Raw genomic sequence first — 19,189 nt, 5'->3', positions numbered from 1 at the left:
AAGAAAGAATTGACTCAAAGTAAGCACCTGTAGTTTATTTGGTGATATTCTTTCTGTATATCTTGTTTTCTTTGTCGATCACTTCAAAGGATTTTTGAACAGGTGACAAGTATAATGTCTCTTTCAATCCCAAACCAAGATAACCCAAGTCCACCAAGCTATCGCTAAACAGTTTAAAAACACGGTCTTGTAATACCTTATTAAAGTAAATTAATACATTTCTGCATATAATTAATTGGAATTCATTGAAGGAAGAATCTGTGGCGAGGTTGTGTGGGTAAAAAATTACATTTTCTAATAGCTCAGAATCGAATTTTATGCTCCCGTAATTACTAATATAGTATTTTGAAAAAGATTCCTTACCTCCACTTTCGTAGTAGTTTTTGGTAGTATCCTTTATCATTGAAACAGGGTAAATGCCCTCCTTGGCTGTTTGAAGTACTTTAGGATTAATATCTGTTGCATATATTTTTGTTTTATGCAGCAAGTTTTCTTCCTTAAGCATTATAGCTAGTGAAAAAAGCTCTTCTCCTGTAGAACATCCCGCATCCCATATTTTGATATAAGGATATGTGGAAAGTAAAGGGAAAACATTTTTGCGCAATGACAGGAAGAAAGATGGATCACGAAACATTTCAGTAACATTGACTGTGATTTCCTGAAGAAAATACGTGAACTCTTTCTCATCATAAAGTATGTCTTGCGCTAACTCGTCTATGTCTTTATAATTTTTCCTTAGGTAAAACCTGCTGACCCTTCTGGAAAAGGAAGAACGGGTATACCCTGAAAAATCATAGCCGTATTTTTGATGAACCTTTTGTATTAGGTCCTCTAATTTTTCATCAAAAGTCATTGGTGTTTAACCTTCGTAAAGCCATACCCTCATTAATGTAAGGAGCTTCTCATTATCTACCGGTTTAGTTATATAATCAGAAGCCCCAGCTTCAATACATTGCTCTCTGTCGCCTTTCATGGCTTTGGCAGTCAAGGCAATTATAGGTAAATCTTTGTATTGAGGATTCTTTCTTATCCTTTTTGTAGCTTCAATGCCGTCCATCTCTGGCATCATAATGTCCATCAGTACAATATCTATTTTGTTTTCAAGTTTGTCCAATGCTTCTTTACCATCGCTGGCCACAACTATTTCCATTCCATGAGCTTCAAGTAAGCTGTACAAGGAGTACACATTTCTGATGTCATCATCTACAATAAGGACTTTTTTGTTTGCCATAACCTCCTCAGGTACGTGCAGTTTCATTTTATAGTCACTGCCCATAGGAAGTTTTTGGTTTACTTTGTGCAAAAACAATTGTACCTCATCCAATAAGCGAAGGTATGAATACTCATTTTTGATAATAATTGTATTGGCAAACTTCTTAATCTTCACCTCGTCTTCCTCGTTTAAATCTTTGCCTGAGTAAACAATGATAGGTAACTTGTGGAAATGTTCTTCTGAACGGATTTTTTTCATCCAGTTAAACCCATTCATTCCAGGCAAGTTTAAGTCCAGGATAATTCCTTCTATCGGCTTGTTTTTTAATATTATTTCCGCTTCTTCGGCTGAATGTGCCGCAATTGATTGTATGTTTCTTGATGAAAGGAGTTCTCCTATGGCATTGTTTTCTATCACATTATCTTCTACAATAAGAATAGTATTGATAGATTGCTTAGAACCGTTTTGAACCTTATTTAAGGCCTTATCTAGCATTTCTAGGGTAACAGGTTTAGATAAATAGTCTTCGTTATGATACTGTTTTTTCTGCACTTCTTTATCATAAGCAGACATGACATGTATGTTGACATGCTTGAGCTTTTTGTTTGCTCTTATTGCTTTAAGAACTTCCCAACCAGAAGTGTCCGGTAAGTTTATGTCTAGCAGTATTGCATCCGGAAGGTGCTTCTGGGCTATGTCTAGCCCTTCTTTTCCTGTATAGGCTTGATATACCTTGAATTGTTTTGCTTTAGAAAAATCGGCCAAAATCCTATTGAAGCCTTTATCGTCTTCAATAATTAGCATTGATGTTTCTTTTTTATCTGTTGACGGAAGCTCCTCTATTACTTGGACAATAGACTCCTCTGTTTTGGAGATAGGTTCCTGTTCTACTGAAGGGAGACTTGTGTGTTTTTCCTTTATTTTTTGAGGCAAGAGTAAAGTAAAAGTACTTCCCTGTCCTTCTTCACTGTTAATTTGTATTTCACCTCCAAGTAACTGCGCTAGCTCTTTGCAGATGGTGAGGCCGAGACCTGTTCCTCCATATTTTCTTGTGGTAGAAGCGTCTGCTTGTTTAAATGCTTCGAAGATTGTTTCCTGTTTTGCTATTGGTATACCTATTCCTGTATCAGAAACAGAAAAAGCTAGCACTTCAGAGCTTTGTTTCAAGTCTTCAGAATGGTAGGCCGTATTGGCTTTAGCTTTATACACTGAGAATGTAATATCACCACCTTTCTGGGTAAACTTTATGGCATTGCTTAACAAATTACGCAGTATTTGTTCTAGGCGAAACTTATCGGTAAATATGGTGTTCGGCAAGTCTTTGCTATATTGAACAATGTAATTTATTCCTTTCTCTTTTGCCAGTTCTTTAAATGACTCTTCTACCCTTATGTCTTTAATGTCAACTTCTGCTTGTTCAAGCTTTACCTGACCAGCCTCTATCTTTGAAAGGTCTAGGATTTCATTGATTAATTTTAAGAGATCCGTGCCGGAGTTATGAATAATCTGAGCATGTTCCAGTTGCTTGCTGTTGAGGTTTTGTGCCTTGTTGTCCGACAGCAACCTTGATAAAATCAAAATACTGTTGAGTGGAGTCCTTAGCTCGTGCGACATATTTGCTAAGAACTGACTCTTGTATTTGCTTATAGACTCTACCTGTTTTACTTTAAGCTCAATAGCTTCTCTTGCATCTTCAAGTGCCTGATTTTTTGTATTTACAGCTTCAAACTGTTCTTCAAGTTGTTGGGCTTTCTCTTCAAGCTCTGAATTTTTTTCTTGTAGTTCCTCTTGGCTTACCCTTAGTTCCTCTTCTGATGTTTTAAGTTCTGCGTTTAATTGCCTTAACTCTTCTTGTTGTGACTCTAGCTCCTCTGCTTGGTTTTGTGTTTCATATAAGAGTTCCTGGGTTTTCAGATGGGCCTGAAGTGTTTGTAAAACAATAGCTATCCTTTCAGAAACGGAATTAAAGAATTCGATCTTTGTTTCATCGTACAATTCTCTGGAGCCTAGTTCCACAATTCCCTTCACTTTATTAGAGAAAACAAGTGGTAAAAGAAGTATATTGGCAGGGGAAATTTCAGATATTCCTGTTTCAACCTTTAGGTGCTCACCAGATACTTCATTTAATATCCTTAAAGAGCCTTCTTCTGCGGCTTGTCCTGTCAACCCAACCCCAGTTTTAAAAGACGTAATTTGATGGATTTCGCATTTGGTTCCGTAGGATGCAGTTGGTACAAAATTACCAGCTTCATTTTTTAAGTATAAAACCCCTACTTGAGAATTTGTATAAGAGCATAGATAGGCAATGACTTTTTGCGTTAAAGAGTGCATGTCGTCAGAGCCAGAAAGGTTGTCGTTGAGTCCAGAAACGCCACCAACTATATAAGTTCTTTTCTGGCTTTCCTCTTTGTATTTTTTGAGGTTTACCTGCATTTCTTTGATTGCATTGCTCAACAAATCTTTCTTTCCGGCTACCTCTACTTTGGTGTCATACTTACCCTGTCCGATGGCATGCGCAACATTGGACAGCGCAATGTTTTTGTTGACTACTTTTCTAAATGAGTCTGCCAATGTGCCAATTTCATCACTTGATCTGTAATTTAATTGTATATCTGTAGATCCTACAGCAACTTTTTCAGCCGCATCTCTCAAAGACGACAAAGAACCTGACACTGTTCTTATGATATATAATGACAGAAATAGGCCTGTTGCTATAATGAATAGAACCACCCCTATTAATGTGGCTAGTTGGGTTTCTTTAGATGAACTTAGATTATTAACATCTTTTAAAACTGCGTTCATTAAGAGTTTTTCTTGATCTCTTATACCTTCCACAACAGAGGTGAAACTGTTAAACACATCTAGTGCATCACCTGAAAGCAAGGTAACTTTGGGCTTTTGTGCATATGCTTTCATAAAAACCTGAACTTCGGGAAAACCTTTGTTTTCTAAGTGGCTGTGGAGTGTGTTCAGGCTTTGTTCAGAAATGAACTTTGAGTAGGTGTTTAAAGAGTTGTCAAAGGCTGCCATTTGTGTGGCTAGTCTAGCATAACTTTCATAAGAAAACTCTTGATCTAGATAAGCAGTCAATATAGAACTCCTTGCCTTGCCCAGATAAACTTTAGAGGAAACCAAATTGGTAAAGCTGACCAGTTTCCACCTTACTGAAACATTGCTAATCCCTAAGGCATTGTCGTTAATTTTTTCTAAAAAAGTGAACAGTAGTTGGTTGGAGTAATTTTGATAACTAGCAATATCAAGTTTGCCTTTATCATAGTCATTTCTATATTTTTGCAAATCATTGACCATAGAAAGTTCTGTAAAAGGAGCATCTTTATAGAAGTCTTTTAGTTTTTTTGCCGCATTATCCGTTTTTATCCTTTGGTTTATAGCTTCATCAAGTAGTGAGCTATCTCCTTTTCCAGTTCCTAATATGCGGGCGCGTTCTTTTTGAAACTCGTGGATATACTCTGAAAGGACTTCTGATTCCTGAAGCCTATACACAACTTCTTTAAGTTCGTTGTTTTGCTTTACTTCATCTGTTACCTTAAGAAGAACAAAATATAGTAGAGGGATAAGTAATATAAGCAGGATTATTAGTAGCTTATTTCTGATTTTTAAGTTGTTAATAGTTCTTATCATCTTAAATAGAAAAATGGCTTACTGTTTGTCAACTTAGATGTAATACAAAACTACTTTATTTTATATTACTGACAAGTGAATTCACAACACTTTTTATACCCATTAATTTGTTTATTGTTTAAAACTATGATGATACCTTTATTAAACAAGTATAGGTTATTGAAATTCATACAATAACTTTCGGTGTTTTATATGTAATTATTCTTTTAAAAAGTCCTATATTTTGCCTAGAGTTTTTATCAGTTTAATGGAATGCCAATAACAAATATTGCCAGTTACCTCTTAGAAGGTAAGGCTCAAATTCACTTCTAATGGATTTAAAAGAAAAGCATATACCCACAAAAGGTAAAGTTGAGTTTCTTAAAGATATCAAGAACTTTCCAGAAGAAGAGAAAGGGTCTGATATTACTGTGAATGAAACACATATGTCTTGGGTTTTTCTTACTGAAAAACATGTATATAAGATGAAAAAGCCAGTTAAGTACAGTTTTCTGGACTTTTCTACCCTTGAGAAAAGGAAGTATAACTGTGAGGTGGAAGTACGACTCAACCGCCGGCTGGCACCTGATGTTTATGAAGGGGTTATTCCAATGACCCTCAACAGCCAAGGTCAACTTCAACTTTCAGGACATGGAGTTACTGTAGAGTGGTTGGTAAAAATGAAAAGGTTGCCTCAGAAATCTATGTTGGAATATAAAATCCAAAACAATACGTTACAAAAGTGTGAAGTTTTTCCTGTGGCACAACTTTTAGCTAGTTTTTATCTAAAGCAGGAAAAAGAACATTTGACACCGGAAAAGTTTTTGAATAACCTAATTGGGGATATTGATAATAATCTTAAAGAGCTAGAAAACCCACTTTTTCAGGTAAAACCTAGTCTTCTGATACATTTAAAAAACACCCTTACCGCTTATATAGATAACAATAGCCAAGTGTTGCATAAAAGGGTCGGGAAAGTTGTAGAAGCCCATGGAGACTTGCGGCCTGAACATATTTATGTAAATCAAAGCCCAAAAGTAATTGACTGTTTAGAATTTAACAGAGATTTGCGGATCTTGGATCCTGCTGAAGAACTTTCATATCTTTCTCTTGAATGTGATATGTTAAATGCCTCTTGGACAGGCCATATAGTTTTACAGGAGTACCAGTCTATAGCACATGATTATTTTCCATCGCATTTAGTTGACTTTTATAAGTCTAAAAGGGCTGTATTAAGGTCTTTACTGTGTTTTAGACACATAACGGAACCTAATGATTACCATAGAGAAAAATGGAAGCACAAAGGCATTAGATATTTGGAAGTAGCATCAGAATACGCTGATAAGGTTTCTAAAGTTCTTCAATGATTTCTGTTACAGAGCCTCCTGTTTGCAAACATTGGATGCATCTTCCTATCAAAGGGGCCACATCAAGCACAACAATTTTTTGCTTTACCAAATCAGGGTTTAGTTTCTCGGGCAATGGAATAGAATTGGTAAGAATGAGCTTGTCTAGTGCTGGGTTTTTCAGATTTTCATTTGCTTTTGAGCCAAAAACGCCATGCGTTACCATTGCTAAGACTTGCTTGGCCCCTGCTTCTTTACACATAGCGGCCGCCCGTGACAAGGTGGTTCCGCTGCTGATGAGGTCATCGATAACAATGACTGACTTGCCTTCTACATTGCCTACCAAAGCACTCCCACTGACAACACCCATGCTGCGCTTCTTTTCCATGAATGTGACGGGGACATATGTACCGATACTTTTGCTCAAAACTTCACTGAATGCTTCTGCGCGTTTCATGCCGCCAGCATCAGGTGAGAGTACCACTACATCACTTTCTTTAATGTTGTTCTTTACATAACAAGCAAAGAGCGCTTTGGCTTCAAGGTGGTCTGTGTAGCACCTGAAGGAGTTTTGGAATGCCTGTAGGTTATGAACGTCTAGGGTCACTACATGGTCGACGCCGGAAGTTTCTAGCAAACGAGCAACGTATTTGGTGGTAACAGGGTCTCTTTGTTTGGTTTTCCTGTCCTTTCTGGCATAACACAGGTAAGGGATAATGGCTGTTACCTTGGCTGCAGAAGATTCTTTTAAAGCGCCGATAAAAAACATCAGCCTGCACAATTTGTCATTGACACTCATTTCAGGGTCTGAGTGCAAAGATTGGACAACATAAACATCCTTATTTCGCACATTTTCTATAGGCCTTATTTTGTGTTCTCCATCCTCAAAATCCCGTTCTTCGTGATCTGCCAATCGAACATTGATTTCGGCCACGGTTTTTTCTGCAAAATATTTCCCTGATTTTAGTGAAAAAACACAAAAAGGGTTAGTTTTCATAACTTAGTTTTTTGTCGATGTTCTTAAACAACTTTTTCGTATACCTTATCAGATGTTACAATTTCGATGTTGTTCTGCCTCATTTCCGAAAAAGCTTTTTCCTCATCTCCTTCTTTTTTCTTTACGCCCTCTACCGCATCTTCTATTACATAAGTTTGGAAACCTTTGTTTACTGCATCTAAGGCAGAATTAAAAACACAGTATTCGGTAGTAAGCCCGGTAATGTAGAGTTCATTTACTCCTTTTTTTTTAAGGTAGCCTTCTAAATCTTCATTAGTTGCTTCAAATGCAGAATACCCATCATCGCGGTTGTCGGTTCCTTTGAGAAAAACCTTATCAATGATGCCTGTCTCAAGCTTTGGATGAAAAGCTGCACCTTGTGTGTTTTTGACACAATGAGCAGGCCACTTTTTGAAATGTACAGTATCAGCTGGGTGCCAATCCTTGGAGGCTACTACCAAAGGAAACCTTTCTGTAAGTTTATTAATGACCGGTATGATTTTGTCTCCCTCAGGTGCTGGAACGCTACCTCCTGGACAGAAATCATTTTGAACATCAACTATAAGTAAAGCTCTCATATTTACTTTTTAATTGGTTGACAATGTTTGATCGTAAATGAATGAGTCCACTGGTGGCCCAAATATTATAATCTGGAAAGTTGAGATATGTTATTTTTTCTTTGCTAAATCTTTGAAACCTGGTGTTTGTGTATTGAGCCTTCGTGTATGGGGCCTTGCTTTCTACAAGTATTTTTCCGTCGTCCATTACTTTTGACAGCAAAGGCTCTGACTGGGAAACCTTAACCGTAAACTTTCTGTCTTTTTCAAAAAGGTCATATACCTCTTCTGTTAAATTTTCATTCTCCATGGCTATGATGTCCGCAAAAAAGATTCCATTATAGTCGCTTGTTCGTATCACTTTTTTATAACCAGGAAGTATAATTTTGTTAAAGTCTTCGGATATTTTCAGTCTAGGCTTGCCATCAAAATATGAAAGCTTATAAACGCCATCCAGTGCGCCACTATCTTTTCCTGTGATCATACTTGTACCTACTCCATAAGCGTCTATTGGAGCTTTTGAGTTTTCTAGTTGGTGTATGACCTCCTCATCAAGTTGACTAGATGCAACAATTTTGACATATGGTAAACCAGCCTCGTCAAGCATTTTTCTTGCTTCCTTGCTTAAGGAGTTTAAATCTCCACTATCGAGTCTTATGCCGTAGAGCTTTTGACCTTTTTGTTCCATTTCTTTTGCTATTGTAATGGCAGCCGGCATTCCCATGCGAAGTGTGTCATAGGTATCTACAAGCAAAACACATTTGTCTGGCCAGTTTTCTGCAAATACACGAAATGCTTCAAGTTCATTTTCATAGCTTTGAACAAAAGAATGTGCCATAGTACCAGATGGTACAAGGTCGAACAGGAATGCACTGTAAACATTGGATGTGCTGTTCGCTCCGCCCGCAACGGACGCTTTGGAACCATGGATCCCTCCTAGCCCTTGGGCTCTTCTAAGGCCAAAATCAATGACTTGTTTATTTCCGGCAGCTTGTTTTATTCGAAAAGCTTTGGTGGCAATAAGTGACTCGAAATTTATGATATTTAATAATAGGGTTTCAATTAATTGGGCTTCTACAATATTTCCCTTTATAGTTATGATAGGTTCATACGGAAAAACAATGTCACCTTCTGTAGCTGCACAGACTTCTCCTTTAAAAGAAAAATGGCTTAGGTATTCCAAAAACCTTTCATCGAACCCTATGTTTTTGAGGTAGTTTATGTCATCATTGGAAAAAGCTAAATTTTGTAAAGATTCAAGAAGTTCCGATAGGCCGGAGAATACTACAAAAGGGCTTGAAAAAGGAGTTTTCCTAAAGAAATAGTCAAAGCTTGCTTGGCAGTTTCCTTTTCCATCTAGTAGAAAGGCCTGAGCCATTTTTAGTTCATATAGGTCTGTGTACAGCCCCAAGTGTTTGTCTAAATAAGCCATACCTTTCTAATAAAAAGAAAGGTAAAATGTTTGCTTTTAAACGGCTGCTTTAATCAGTAGAGTTTAGAGGTAAAGTTATCTTAAATTCAGTACCTTCTCCTGCTTTGCTGTTTACCTCAATTTTTCCTTCTGCATTTTCAACAATTCTTTTTACAATGTAAAGGCCGATGCCCGTGCCTTCTACATGGGTATGTAACCTCTTGAACATGTCAAAGATCTTTTCTTCTTGTTCTTCTGTTAGGCCCAGGCCGTTGTCGGATACAGATAATATGAAATTGCCATTGGTTTGTTCTGTCCTTATAAAAACTTTAGGATCTCTGTCTGGACTACTATATTTAATGGCATTACTTACCAGGTTGTATAAAATGCTACGGAAATGTTTTCTTGAAAACCTTATTTCCTGAATTGGTAAATCTGTAGTAATGGTTGCATTGTTTTGTTCTATTAAATCTTTATGATCTTGTTTGAACTCATCTAGGATCATTTGTATATTTACTTTCTCCTCTTGGTTTTCGTATTCTCTTTGAATACGGCTAATTTCTGTAAGATCTGAAATAGTATTTTTCAATCTTTGTATAGATACATTGATCATGTCAAACAGCACAGTTACGTCACTGCTGCACTGCTCTTTTGTTTCATCATAAACAGTATGGAGCAATCCTTCCATATTTGAAATAGGAGCACGTAAATCATGAGAGGCTGTATAGACGAAATTGTCGAGATCTGAGTTTGTTTTTTTCAGTTCCTCCATCTGAGATTTTTGTTCATGGATATCAATATGGGTGGCCATCCACGATATCAGATTGCCTGATTTGTCCTTACGGGCAGTTACCAAGGTTAAATGCCACCTGTATACCCCATCTTTTCTTTTTAACCGGTGTTCAATTGTAAAGCTTTTGCCAGAAGCATAGCATTCTTTGTAAATGCTTTCTGTTTTGTCTCTGTCATCGGGGTGCACAATGGACTTTAGGTTAGAAAAAGTAAAGCCTTCGGATGGTAATCCTGTATAATTCTTCCATTTTTTGTTGACATAAGTAAAGTTACCTTGCTTGTCTGTCAACGAAACTTTTTCTGGCATGGCTTCAATAATAAAGTTGCGAGCAGCCACAGATTCCATGGCAGCTCGTTTGGCTATTTGAGATCTTCCATGGAACACCATTATAAAAAAAATTAAAATGCTAAAAGCAATTCCTCCGAATAAAACGAAATATGGAAGATTTTGCTCTGATCTTGACATGAAGCCGGCGGAAGCATACCTGATAGTCCAAGTACTCCCATAGATTTGAAGTTGGCTAATTTTTTCCAGATCCTCTGTTGAATTAGTTACGCCAGCTTCTTCGTATTTTTTTTGATATAGCAAGGCGTCATCATTAATATTTTCTCCATCATAAATCTGAATAGAAAGCTCCTGAAACCTGTCCATCAAAATAGCATTGAAAAGGTCAAATGCACGGAATGGGCTGTAAACATATCCCATAGTTTTTGCCCTTCTTTCACTTACATTGGTAATTACCCTCCCCTCGTTCTCATAGACTGGTACATATAATAAAAATCCAGGTTGTATATCAGCACCGGCTTCTTGCACCAAAGTAACCTTGCCTGATAAAGCGGACGTTCCACTGTCGCGAGCCCTTTTCATGGCTTCTCTCCTGACAGGCTCGCTAAACATATCATACCCAATAGCCCTTTGGTTGGCCAGAGTGAGAGGTTCAAGGTAAATGATTGAGGTATATACCGACCTTTCGTCTTTTGGAGTGATCTTATAGTTTGAAAAACCTCCTTCATGTCTCATAAACCGGATGTGGTCCTCAAGTTCATCAGGAGCAATGAAAATGGAATGGCCTATCCCTTGAATGCCTGGGTAGTTTTCGTTGACATCTAAGGTTTTGTAATAGTTTCTCCACTCCTCATGGGTAACGGTATCAGACTCTTCAATGAACCCTTTAGCTCCCAACAATATCTGGTTGTAATCAATCATTCTTTTCTCGACTACCATTTCAGCTCTGTCAGATCTTTCTTGGAAAAAGACATTGCGTCTTTCGTCCCTTACACTCTGCAGGTACCAGAAACTAAAAAGGGTGATCAATAAAACTATTATTGAAGAAAATGAAGGCAAAAAATCGGTTTTTAGAACATTGCCCAAGATCGTATTCATTTAATGCTATCTGTGTTAGATAACAGTTAAACAGGTAAGTCTTAAAACTGTTTAAAGAAAACAATAGATTAAAAAATACTTAGTCCTTAACGTTCCAATATGTTTGGAACATAAAAATATATAAGATTTTCTTATTAATTAGGGTCTGCTGAAAAAGTCACAAGTGTGCAAGATACGCATGGCCTTACATGAAGACGTATTGGAATACTTTGATTGTAAGGCATTAGGGCGCGATGAAAAACGCCCAAAATACTGATCTGTTCATATTTGTATAAAAATTATGAGCTATAGGTGCAAGAGTTTTTCGGTTATTTCTTATTTTCCTTGTACAGTAAATTGATAAACTTTTAGTCCAATACTTATTTTGGGCTAGCCACAAGCGCACAACCTACTTTAATTATATATCCTTTTCAAGCCCATGGATCTGTAGAGCTCTGTTTAAGCATTAGCAAAGATTTGTTTTCTGGATTAACAACAGCCTCCACCAGGGGTGCACGAAGTTTGATCCTGCTGGTGTTTTATATTGGTTTCTGAAGGGATATTACATTTGTCCTGAGCTAAACATGTGGTGTGTAATCGCTCGAGATGGAAAAGCTCTCCGTCAAAACTAATCCCAAATTTGGTAATAGAGTCTGTCTGATACTCTAACTCAATTTCATGATCTTCGATTTTTAGTTCTCTTTCTGCTAGTGTAATTATTCTCAAGAGTTTTTCAGCGCTTAAACGGTGATTGTAATCAACGGAATGCCATAATTGAAAACTAATTACGGATTCATTTCTTATTGTGCCACCACAGTCAATATACTTTTTGTCTATTTGGCCTATTTCAGTTACATGAAAATGATCAGGAACTATAGTACCATCCGGTAGTTTAAAGTTTACCTTTTTTAAATCAGTCAAATGTTCTTTTAGTTGGCTTAGTTTCATAAAATATAGGGGTCGGTTAATATTTCCACTTTTTAGCTAATTGCACTAAGGATAGCATAATTGGTACTTCTATCAATACACCTACTACAGTGGCCAACGAAGCACCTGAGTTTAAACCAAAAAGAGCGATTGCCACAGCTACAGCTAGCTCGAAGAAATTGCTCGCACCAATCATAGAAGCAGGCGCACAAATTCGGTAAGGAAGTTTTAAAAAACGTCCAGAAAACCAGGTCAAAAAGAATATGAAGTAAGTTTGAGTGGTCAGCGGAATGGCTATTAACAGGATATTAATAGGCTGATCTACAATTTGACTCCCTTGGAAAGCAAACAGCAATACCAGTGTAGTAAGCAAGGCAACTATTGAAAATGGCTTTAAGCCTGGCAAAAACTTGCCTTTCAAGAACTCCTCCCCTTTCGTTTTCAGGATCCACTGATTGGTCAAGTAGCCTGCCAACAAGGGAATTACTACAAATACCAAAACAGAGGTAACGAGTACACCATAAGGAATCTGAAAGTCTGTAATGCCGAGAAGCAGTTGGACAATAGGTATAAATGCTACCAATAAAATCAAGTCATTTATTGATACTTGAACCAAAGTGTAATTTGCGTCTCCTGATGACAGATAAGACCATACAAAAACCATGGCAGTGCAAGGGGCAGCCCCTAAAATAATGGCACCTGCTATATATTCGTTTGCTTGCTGGGGTGTAATCCATGCTTGATATAAATTATCAAAAAACAACCAAGCAAAAAATGCCATACTAAAAGGTTTGATCAACCAGTTCACGATGACTGTTAAACTTAAACCTTTAATGTTGCTACCGGCCTTTTTCAGTGAACTAAAATCTACCTGTACCATCATGGGATAGATCATCATCCAAACCAGGATGGCAACAGGGATATTTACGTGATATACCTCTAGTGTTGATATGATTTCTATATCCTCTCCTGTATAGTGGCCAATCACAATGCCACCTACTATACACAAAAGCACCCAAACAGTCAGGTACCTTTCAAAAAAGCCTATTCCCTCAGATTTCCCTTCCATTTATTTCTTATTTTTGATTATTGACATAAGGTAAAACATTTCAGTGGCAATCTGTCTACAACGTTCATCATACCTTTCTTGCTCCATTGGGGTATTATCTGCTTCTTTAGGATCTTTGTACCTGAGGGGAAATCTTAAAATTGCCCCAGGTATTATCGGGCAGTTTTTGTCTGCGTCTGAACAAGTCATCACAGCTATAAAGTTTTTGCTAGGGTTAAACTTGTCATTATAAATTTTAGAAAAGCATTCCATTGGAGGGATGTTTTGCCCCATATATACTTTATAGATCGGGTTGTTGCCGCCAGGGTTCTCTATATGAAAACCAGCACGCTTAATAGCGTCAACAGCCCGCGGATTAAAAGCAGTTGTTTCAGTACCGCCCGAATATGTTAAGATATTTTGAATGCCGTGATAAGCCGCAGCAGTAGCCGACCAAATTTGACCTAAATGGCTCCTACGGCTATTGTGCGTGCATATAAAATTCAGCTTTACATTACCCCCACTTTGAATGCTGTGGTCTATATGAGTGGCTAAATCTTTAATGGCATTAGACCTTTCGTTAGAAATAGAATCATAAGATTGTTTTATTTCATCGATATAGTTTTGCAATGGAGAAAAAAATGCAGGACTGTTTTTCATTATTTGATCAAGTGAATTAATTTAAAATATTGCAATATAGCGATTATAAAAACTGCTAACAACATGTATTCTTTTGGGGGTATTTATCAAAAAAGTCAGTAAAGAGTTTTTTGATCTCATCCCACTTTTTTTCATCGATACAGTAGCAGACAGATGTTCCTTCTATACTCCCTTTAATGATACCAATATTTTTTAGTTCTCTCAGGTGCTGGCTAATAGTTGCCTGTGCTAAACCTGTTTCTTGAACAATATCACCGGTGATACATTGTTTACATTGTACCAAATACTCCACAATTGCTACACGAGCAGGGTGGCCAAGAACCTTAGCTATAGTGCTGAGGTTGTTCTGTGCAGTTGAAAATAGTTCTTTCTTCGTGACTCCCATATTTTATTGCAATATAACGATTGATTTTCTTTATTAGACCATTATATGAAAATATTTTTTTGTTTTGTCAGCGACATGAATGTGTAACTGTCTATTTTTTTTGCTGTATATTAATTTGTGTTAAACAATTTAGCTTACATTGAGTTTTAACGTTCCTTTGTTTTTATTTTTTTCATGGATCATACATTTCATAGAGATTTTATGCCCCACGGGCATTGTTATTTTTGGGAGCCTGGAATTGTCTGGACTCATGCAGTGAGTGATTCTATTATTGCTCTTGCTTATTTCATTATCCCTTTCATGCTTGTACATATTGTTAGAAAAAGACGAGATTTTAAGTACATCTGGATGGGGGTGCTATTTGCTGTTTTTATTTTAGGCTGTGGCACTACACATGTGTTCGATGTCATTAATATTTGGAAACCTTATTATGTTGCTGATGCGAGTATTCGGGTCATTACGGCACTAGCTTCTATTGGCACTGCTATCATGCTAGTTAAAATTACGCCCAAAATATTAGTGATACCCAGTACAGAGAAATGGAAACAAGTGAACGAAGAGCTTTTGACTAATCAGGAAAGTTTACTTAAGTCCAATGAAGAACTTTCTAAGACGGAACAAATCTTGAAAGACCTAAATGCCGACTTAGAAAACCGGGTTAAGCAGCGTACGGAAGAATCTCTAAAAAAAGCTGAAGAGTTTGAGTTTTTGTCAGATACAATTCCTCAATTAGTATGGACTACGGATGCTGATGGACAGTTTGAGTATTTGAATAAAAGGTGGCTACAATATACTGGGCAATCACTTGAAAAAGCAAAAGGTAGTGGATGGTCAGAAGCTATCCACCCTGACCATGTTGAATACGCGATAGAAAAATGGAGAACCTGTGTGCAAGAAGAGGTAGAGTTTCAAACAGAGTTTTGTTTGAGAAATGCTTCTGGAGCTTATAGATGGTTTTTGGCCAAAGGTATCCCAATGAAAAATAAAAATGGGAAGGTCACTAAATGGTTTGGTACTTGTACAGACATCCACGATCAGAAAGTACAGGCAAAGGAGTTGGAAGCGGCTAACATCGATTTAAAAAGAATTAATAATGACCTAGACAATTTTATTTACACTGCATCTCACGATCTAAGAGCGCCTATTTCTAATATGGAGGGCTTGCTGAATACGATCTATGGTGAAGCGAAAGATGTTTGCTCCACTGAAGTAAATACGCTCTTTATGATGTTAAATACATCGGTTGCCAGGTTAAAAACTACCATTGATGACCTTACTGATATAAGTAGGGTGCAGAAAAATGTCAATAAAGACCTTACTACCATTGATATTAGTGAAGTCCTTGAAGAATTCAAAGAGAACCATAAAGACCAAATAGCAACACACTCTGCTGTTATTCAAGCTAACCTTGCAGAGAACTTTGTGGCATTTTCGAAGAAAAACTTTAGGAGCGTGTTCTATAATTTGGTAAATAATGCTATAAAATACCACCACCCCGACAGGAATCCTGAAATTACAATCTCTACTGGTAAAGAAGGTAATTACATTACCCTGACCATAGCAGATAATGGAATAGGTTTTGACAACAGTCAGAGAGATAAACTTTTTGGCATGTTCAAAAGGTTGCATTCGCATGTTGAAGGATCTGGTATTGGATTATATATTGTAAAGCGGATTATGGAAAATAGTAATGGTAAAGTAGAGGTGGATAGCGAAGTGGGAAAAGGTTCTACGTTTAAATTATACTTCCCTATTTTGGGTATTGAGGAAGAAGGCAAATAAGGCAGAATGAAAGGCCTGCCTTACCAAACACTTGCCCTTAAATTTATCAAAAATGAAGCGCTAATCTGCTATAACCAGCTTTTTTTTCAAGGTAGCAGGAATCAAATTTAGGAAGCTTATTTGGTTTGCTGCAAATAATCTTTGGCATACTGTGCTATAGCCAATTCTTTAGCTTTGGCCTCTAGCATAAGGTCTACATTTTTACCATAGGTATTGATGTGTTCATATATATAATCAGCGTGTGCTTGTGCTGGTGCAGTAGGGTCTTAAAATAGTTTTTTGGAGCTAGAGTAATGGACAACCGGTTTTATATTTTCCGGCCAAGTACCGTAAGCCATTAGCATAGCTTCCTCTTCTGATAACCCTCCTGTGCAAAATGTGTGATGCAAGTAATCAAATACCAATGGGATGCCGGTTAAGAAATGAATTTCCTGTAAATCTTTTATGGAAAATAGGTTCGCCCTATCATCATTCTCTACCGTCAGTCGGCTTCTGGCAGAAAAAGGCAATTTTGAACAGTTTTCTGCAAACCTTTTTATTGCTGCTTCTTTGTTGCCATAAGCGCCGCCTACATGAATATTGGCATAAGGCGATATTGGCAATCCGATCATATCCATCACTTCCCCATGTTGTCGTAATTCTTTCAAAGTATTCTGTAATACCCTTTCATTCGAAGTAGCAAGTACATTAAAAGGGCCTGGATGGTATGTAAGCCGTAATTTATGGTATTTTGCCTTTTTCCCTACTCTTTCTAGAATGCTCTTAATGGAAGAATAGTCTGGGAGATCAGGAAGTTCATACTCGCTCATCCAGGGAAACATATCGCTACTCATTCTGTAAAGCTTGATATCGTGTTCGATATTCCAGTCAATGACCTGATCTAATGCTTTGATATTCTTTGTAGCTATTTCTGATGCATAGCTTAGCCCTTTGTTGGTAAAGGTCCTTTTTACCATGGACTTATTGACCTTAATATTTTGTCCTGCCAATGTTAGGTTGATGCAAGCATATCCTGTGTTCATACTTAATGAACAAGCATGACTGGAAAACAGTTTTTTGCGGCTTTCTTATTCTGTTTTAGCTCTGTCTAGAAAAACAAAAAAGGCAGACTTACAGGCCTGCCTTTTTTACATGTTAAACTTAATTTATAACTATCCATCCTATTCACCCCCTCTGCATTCAAACTTCATCACACCAACTTCACAAAACCAACACCGCTACCAACTTCTCGTCCTCTTTTTGAATGCCTTTAATATAACAACGAATGATAGAAAAAAATGTTTACCTCTTGTTCCTGCCTCTTAAAGAAATTTAAAATATGGGGGCCTGCGGAAGATACAGGTGGAGGTTTTTCGGTTAGGTACGAAATGAGCAAAACAAAAGAGCCACCCTGTAGAGGTGGCTCCTGTTTAAAAGACTTAAAATTACTTATATATGTTAATTATATAAAAATCTTAATCTGCTAATTCAACATTGACTGCGTTCATTCCTTTTCTGCCTCTCTCAACTTCAAACTGAACTTTGTCATTTTCACGGATTATTTCTGTTAATCCTGAAGAGTGAACGAAGATGTCTTCACCTTCAATTTCTGGTTTAATGAATCCAAAACCTTTGGTCTCATTAAAAAACTTTACTGTACCTTTTTGCATTTTGTTATATTATATAATGAATACAAGGTACGTAAAAATAAAGTTCATATTCCTATAAAACCTTAATTATTTTTAAAAAAATTTAAAATTTAATTTATGGTTGCGAAAGAACCTTGTTTATTTCCGATATTAATAGCTGAATATTCTTTTTATCTTCCGGGTCTTCAGCTTTTTTTGCTGCCACCTTGGCATAACCTAGAGAAGCTTTAAAGTCCTTCTCTCCTTGGGCTTTAACTGTCTTATACTCTTCAGACTTTTCTTTTCCTCTTAAGTCTTGCTGCTTCTCTAGAGACTTCACCCCTTTTTCATAATAAATCACAGCGCTGTTAAAATTGGCAATGTAGTGCTCAGGCTCATGTTCAAGAACCTTTTCGTAAAAACTTAATCCTTTGTCTTTTTCCCCAGACTGGTCATATAACACGCCAAGCTGAGTAAGGACAGTGACATTGTTCTTGTCATTTTTGTATAAGGCCTCCAGGTTTTCTATTGCTTCTTCCTTGCGGTCTTCGGCAATAAGGATGTTTGTTTGTTGCTCTAACAGGTTAGAATTTCCAGGAAACTCCTCTAAAGCCTTTTGGCTGATACGGATGGCTTCTTCAGGGTTTTTGTCTACATTGTTGGTAATGCGTACAAGAGTGTAGTATAAGTAAGGGCTTGAATAGTCAATTTCTTTCAAGTCGCGGATGTATTTTTTTATTTTATCATATTCCTGTACCTGCTCTGCTGCATACATAGCATACACATAGCCTGTGGTGTCTTTAGGGTTGGTCAACTGTGCATTTTCGAAGCTGCTTACAGCTTGCTCATATTTTCCTGCTTCATATAAGGCATATCCTTGGTTAATAAAAGCTGGGTAAAGGTTACTTAACTTTTCCGAAGACTGTTTATAGTACTTTTTCTTTTTAGTATCCAGCTCCATTGCTTTTTGAAAAGACTTTAGCGCTTTTTCAGGGGCACCTTCTTTGAAAGACTCAAACGCTTCGCCTTCACTATAGGCAATAGATTGATAAATAACTCCTCTATAATACCAGGTTTCAGCCTTTTCTTTGGTTTTTTCATGGTCAATGGCTTTTTCAATTTCAGAAACAGCCTTATCCAGTTCTCCGTCTCTTTGGTACAATATTGCATTGGTTACAGCTCCCTGCTGCGCCATGACTTGAAAAGATAAAAGAATAGCTGTGCAAATTGATGCAAATAGTTTCATAGGGTCTTGGGTTTATGCCTGAAAATTAAAAACGCAATATATATCTTTGATAGTGTAATTCATAACCTGATGATTTGTTTTGAATCTGCTCGGTTATAAGGTTTAACCTCAAATATGCGATAGGATTTTCTATTGCGGAGTAAAATAAATCAATCAGTTGTTTCGCTCACATTTGTGTCTTGACCATAGCGCTGCAAAAGTACTGATTAAGTGTTATTTTGTTCCTCATGACGA

15 protein-coding genes are annotated in these 19,189 nt (G+C 37.1%); 2 read left to right on the top strand and 13 right to left on the bottom strand.

What is annotated here, in order from left to right; all coding sequences use genetic code 11:
• Positions 1–34: 34 nt before the first annotated feature.
• On the bottom strand, positions 35–853 hold the full coding sequence (locus tag RCC89_12870; protein ID WMJ74049.1) for a protein-glutamate O-methyltransferase CheR: 819 nt from the start codon (positions 851–853) through the stop codon (positions 35–37).
• Positions 854–859: 6 nt separating this feature from the next.
• Positions 860–4,855: a response regulator gene (locus RCC89_12865; protein WMJ74048.1), complete on the bottom strand. Its 3,996-nt coding sequence runs from the start codon at positions 4,853–4,855 to the stop codon at positions 860–862.
• 311 nt (positions 4,856–5,166) lie between these two features.
• Between RCC89_12865 and RCC89_12860 the strand changes: the two genes are divergently transcribed.
• A complete protein-coding gene (locus RCC89_12860) occupies positions 5,167–6,201 on the top strand; it encodes a hypothetical protein (GenBank protein ID WMJ74047.1) in 1,035 nt (344 codons plus the stop codon).
• On the opposite strand, the gene RCC89_12855 is transcribed toward RCC89_12860, so the two are convergent.
• The 8 genes from RCC89_12855 to RCC89_12820 form a co-directional block, all read right to left on the bottom strand.
• Positions 6,185–7,177, bottom strand: coding sequence for a ribose-phosphate pyrophosphokinase (locus RCC89_12855; protein ID WMJ74046.1), 993 nt, complete (start codon positions 7,175–7,177; stop codon positions 6,185–6,187). The two genes, RCC89_12860 and RCC89_12855, sit on opposite strands and share 17 nt — an antisense overlap.
• A 23-nt stretch (positions 7,178–7,200) precedes the next feature.
• Positions 7,201–7,755, bottom strand: a complete 555-nt coding sequence (locus RCC89_12850) for a nicotinamidase (protein WMJ74045.1) — start codon at positions 7,753–7,755, stop codon at positions 7,201–7,203.
• Entirely contained in the window at positions 7,733–9,166 is a 1,434-nt protein-coding gene (locus tag RCC89_12845; protein ID WMJ74044.1) for a nicotinate phosphoribosyltransferase, read from the bottom strand. Before RCC89_12845 ends, RCC89_12850 begins: the two co-directional genes overlap by 23 nt.
• A gap of 49 nt (positions 9,167–9,215) precedes the next feature.
• Positions 9,216–11,321: a CHASE domain-containing protein gene (locus RCC89_12840; protein WMJ74043.1), complete on the bottom strand. Its 2,106-nt coding sequence runs from the start codon at positions 11,319–11,321 to the stop codon at positions 9,216–9,218.
• A gap of 468 nt (positions 11,322–11,789) precedes the next feature.
• Positions 11,790–12,248, bottom strand: coding sequence for a DUF6428 family protein (locus tag RCC89_12835; protein WMJ74042.1), 459 nt, complete (start codon positions 12,246–12,248; stop codon positions 11,790–11,792).
• A 16-nt stretch (positions 12,249–12,264) separates the two neighbouring features.
• The gene (arsB, locus tag RCC89_12830; GenBank protein ID WMJ74041.1) at positions 12,265–13,296 is read right to left on the bottom strand and encodes an ACR3 family arsenite efflux transporter; all 1,032 of its coding nucleotides are present in this window, start codon (positions 13,294–13,296) and stop codon (positions 12,265–12,267) included.
• The gene (locus tag RCC89_12825) at positions 13,297–13,935 is read right to left on the bottom strand and encodes a protein-tyrosine-phosphatase (protein ID WMJ74040.1); all 639 of its coding nucleotides are present in this window, start codon (positions 13,933–13,935) and stop codon (positions 13,297–13,299) included.
• 55 nt (positions 13,936–13,990) lie between these two features.
• Positions 13,991–14,320, bottom strand: coding sequence for a metalloregulator ArsR/SmtB family transcription factor (locus RCC89_12820; protein WMJ74039.1), 330 nt, complete (start codon positions 14,318–14,320; stop codon positions 13,991–13,993).
• Positions 14,321–14,494: 174 nt separating this feature from the next.
• On the opposite strand from RCC89_12820, the gene RCC89_12815 reads away from it, so the two are divergent.
• Positions 14,495–16,102, top strand: coding sequence for a PAS domain-containing sensor histidine kinase (locus RCC89_12815; GenBank protein WMJ74038.1), 1,608 nt, complete (start codon positions 14,495–14,497; stop codon positions 16,100–16,102).
• Between the two features lie 266 nt (positions 16,103–16,368).
• Here the strand turns inward: RCC89_12815 and uvsE are convergent, their stop codons facing one another.
• From uvsE to RCC89_12800, 3 genes are all read right to left on the bottom strand, one after another.
• Entirely contained in the window at positions 16,369–17,124 is a 756-nt protein-coding gene (gene uvsE, locus RCC89_12810) for a UV DNA damage repair endonuclease UvsE (protein WMJ74037.1), read from the bottom strand.
• 432 nt (positions 17,125–17,556) lie between these two features.
• Positions 17,557–17,751, bottom strand: a complete 195-nt coding sequence (locus RCC89_12805) for a cold-shock protein (protein ID WMJ74036.1) — start codon at positions 17,749–17,751, stop codon at positions 17,557–17,559.
• Positions 17,752–17,845: 94 nt separating this feature from the next.
• Complete coding sequence (locus RCC89_12800) at positions 17,846–18,955, bottom strand: hypothetical protein (protein ID WMJ74035.1); 1,110 nt, start codon at positions 18,953–18,955, stop codon at positions 17,846–17,848.
• Positions 18,956–19,189 lie beyond the last annotated feature (234 nt).

It is taken from the genome of Cytophagaceae bacterium ABcell3, from assembly GCA_030913385.1.
Taxonomy (GTDB): domain Bacteria; phylum Bacteroidota; class Bacteroidia; order Cytophagales; family Cytophagaceae; genus ABcell3.
The sequence above is the reverse complement of the archived record's forward strand: the minus strand, read 5'-3'. Positions and strand labels throughout refer to the sequence as shown.

Excerpts from the sequence above, each read along its gene's own strand:
- RCC89_12870 (WMJ74049.1), bottom strand. The coding sequence starts at position 853 with ATGACTTTTGATGAAAAATTAGAGGACCTAATACAAAAGGTTCATCAA.
- RCC89_12865 (WMJ74048.1), bottom strand. The coding sequence starts at position 4,855 with ATGATAAGAACTATTAACAACTTAAAAATCAGAAATAAGCTACTAATA.
- RCC89_12860 (WMJ74047.1), top strand. The coding sequence starts at position 5,167 with ATGGATTTAAAAGAAAAGCATATACCCACAAAAGGTAAAGTTGAGTTT.
- RCC89_12855 (WMJ74046.1), bottom strand. The coding sequence starts at position 7,177 with ATGAAAACTAACCCTTTTTGTGTTTTTTCACTAAAATCAGGGAAATAT.
- RCC89_12850 (WMJ74045.1), bottom strand. The coding sequence starts at position 7,755 with ATGAGAGCTTTACTTATAGTTGATGTTCAAAATGATTTCTGTCCAGGA.
- RCC89_12845 (WMJ74044.1), bottom strand. The coding sequence starts at position 9,166 with ATGGCTTATTTAGACAAACACTTGGGGCTGTACACAGACCTATATGAA.
- RCC89_12840 (WMJ74043.1), bottom strand. The coding sequence starts at position 11,321 with ATGAATACGATCTTGGGCAATGTTCTAAAAACCGATTTTTTGCCTTCA.
- RCC89_12835 (WMJ74042.1), bottom strand. The coding sequence starts at position 12,248 with ATGAAACTAAGCCAACTAAAAGAACATTTGACTGATTTAAAAAAGGTA.
- arsB (WMJ74041.1), bottom strand. The coding sequence starts at position 13,296 with ATGGAAGGGAAATCTGAGGGAATAGGCTTTTTTGAAAGGTACCTGACT.
- RCC89_12825 (WMJ74040.1), bottom strand. The coding sequence starts at position 13,935 with ATGAAAAACAGTCCTGCATTTTTTTCTCCATTGCAAAACTATATCGAT.
- RCC89_12820 (WMJ74039.1), bottom strand. The coding sequence starts at position 14,320 with ATGGGAGTCACGAAGAAAGAACTATTTTCAACTGCACAGAACAACCTC.
- RCC89_12815 (WMJ74038.1), top strand. The coding sequence starts at position 14,495 with ATGGATCATACATTTCATAGAGATTTTATGCCCCACGGGCATTGTTAT.
- uvsE (WMJ74037.1), bottom strand. The coding sequence starts at position 17,124 with ATGAACACAGGATATGCTTGCATCAACCTAACATTGGCAGGACAAAAT.
- RCC89_12805 (WMJ74036.1), bottom strand. The coding sequence starts at position 17,751 with ATGCAAAAAGGTACAGTAAAGTTTTTTAATGAGACCAAAGGTTTTGGA.
- RCC89_12800 (WMJ74035.1), bottom strand. The coding sequence starts at position 18,955 with ATGAAACTATTTGCATCAATTTGCACAGCTATTCTTTTATCTTTTCAA.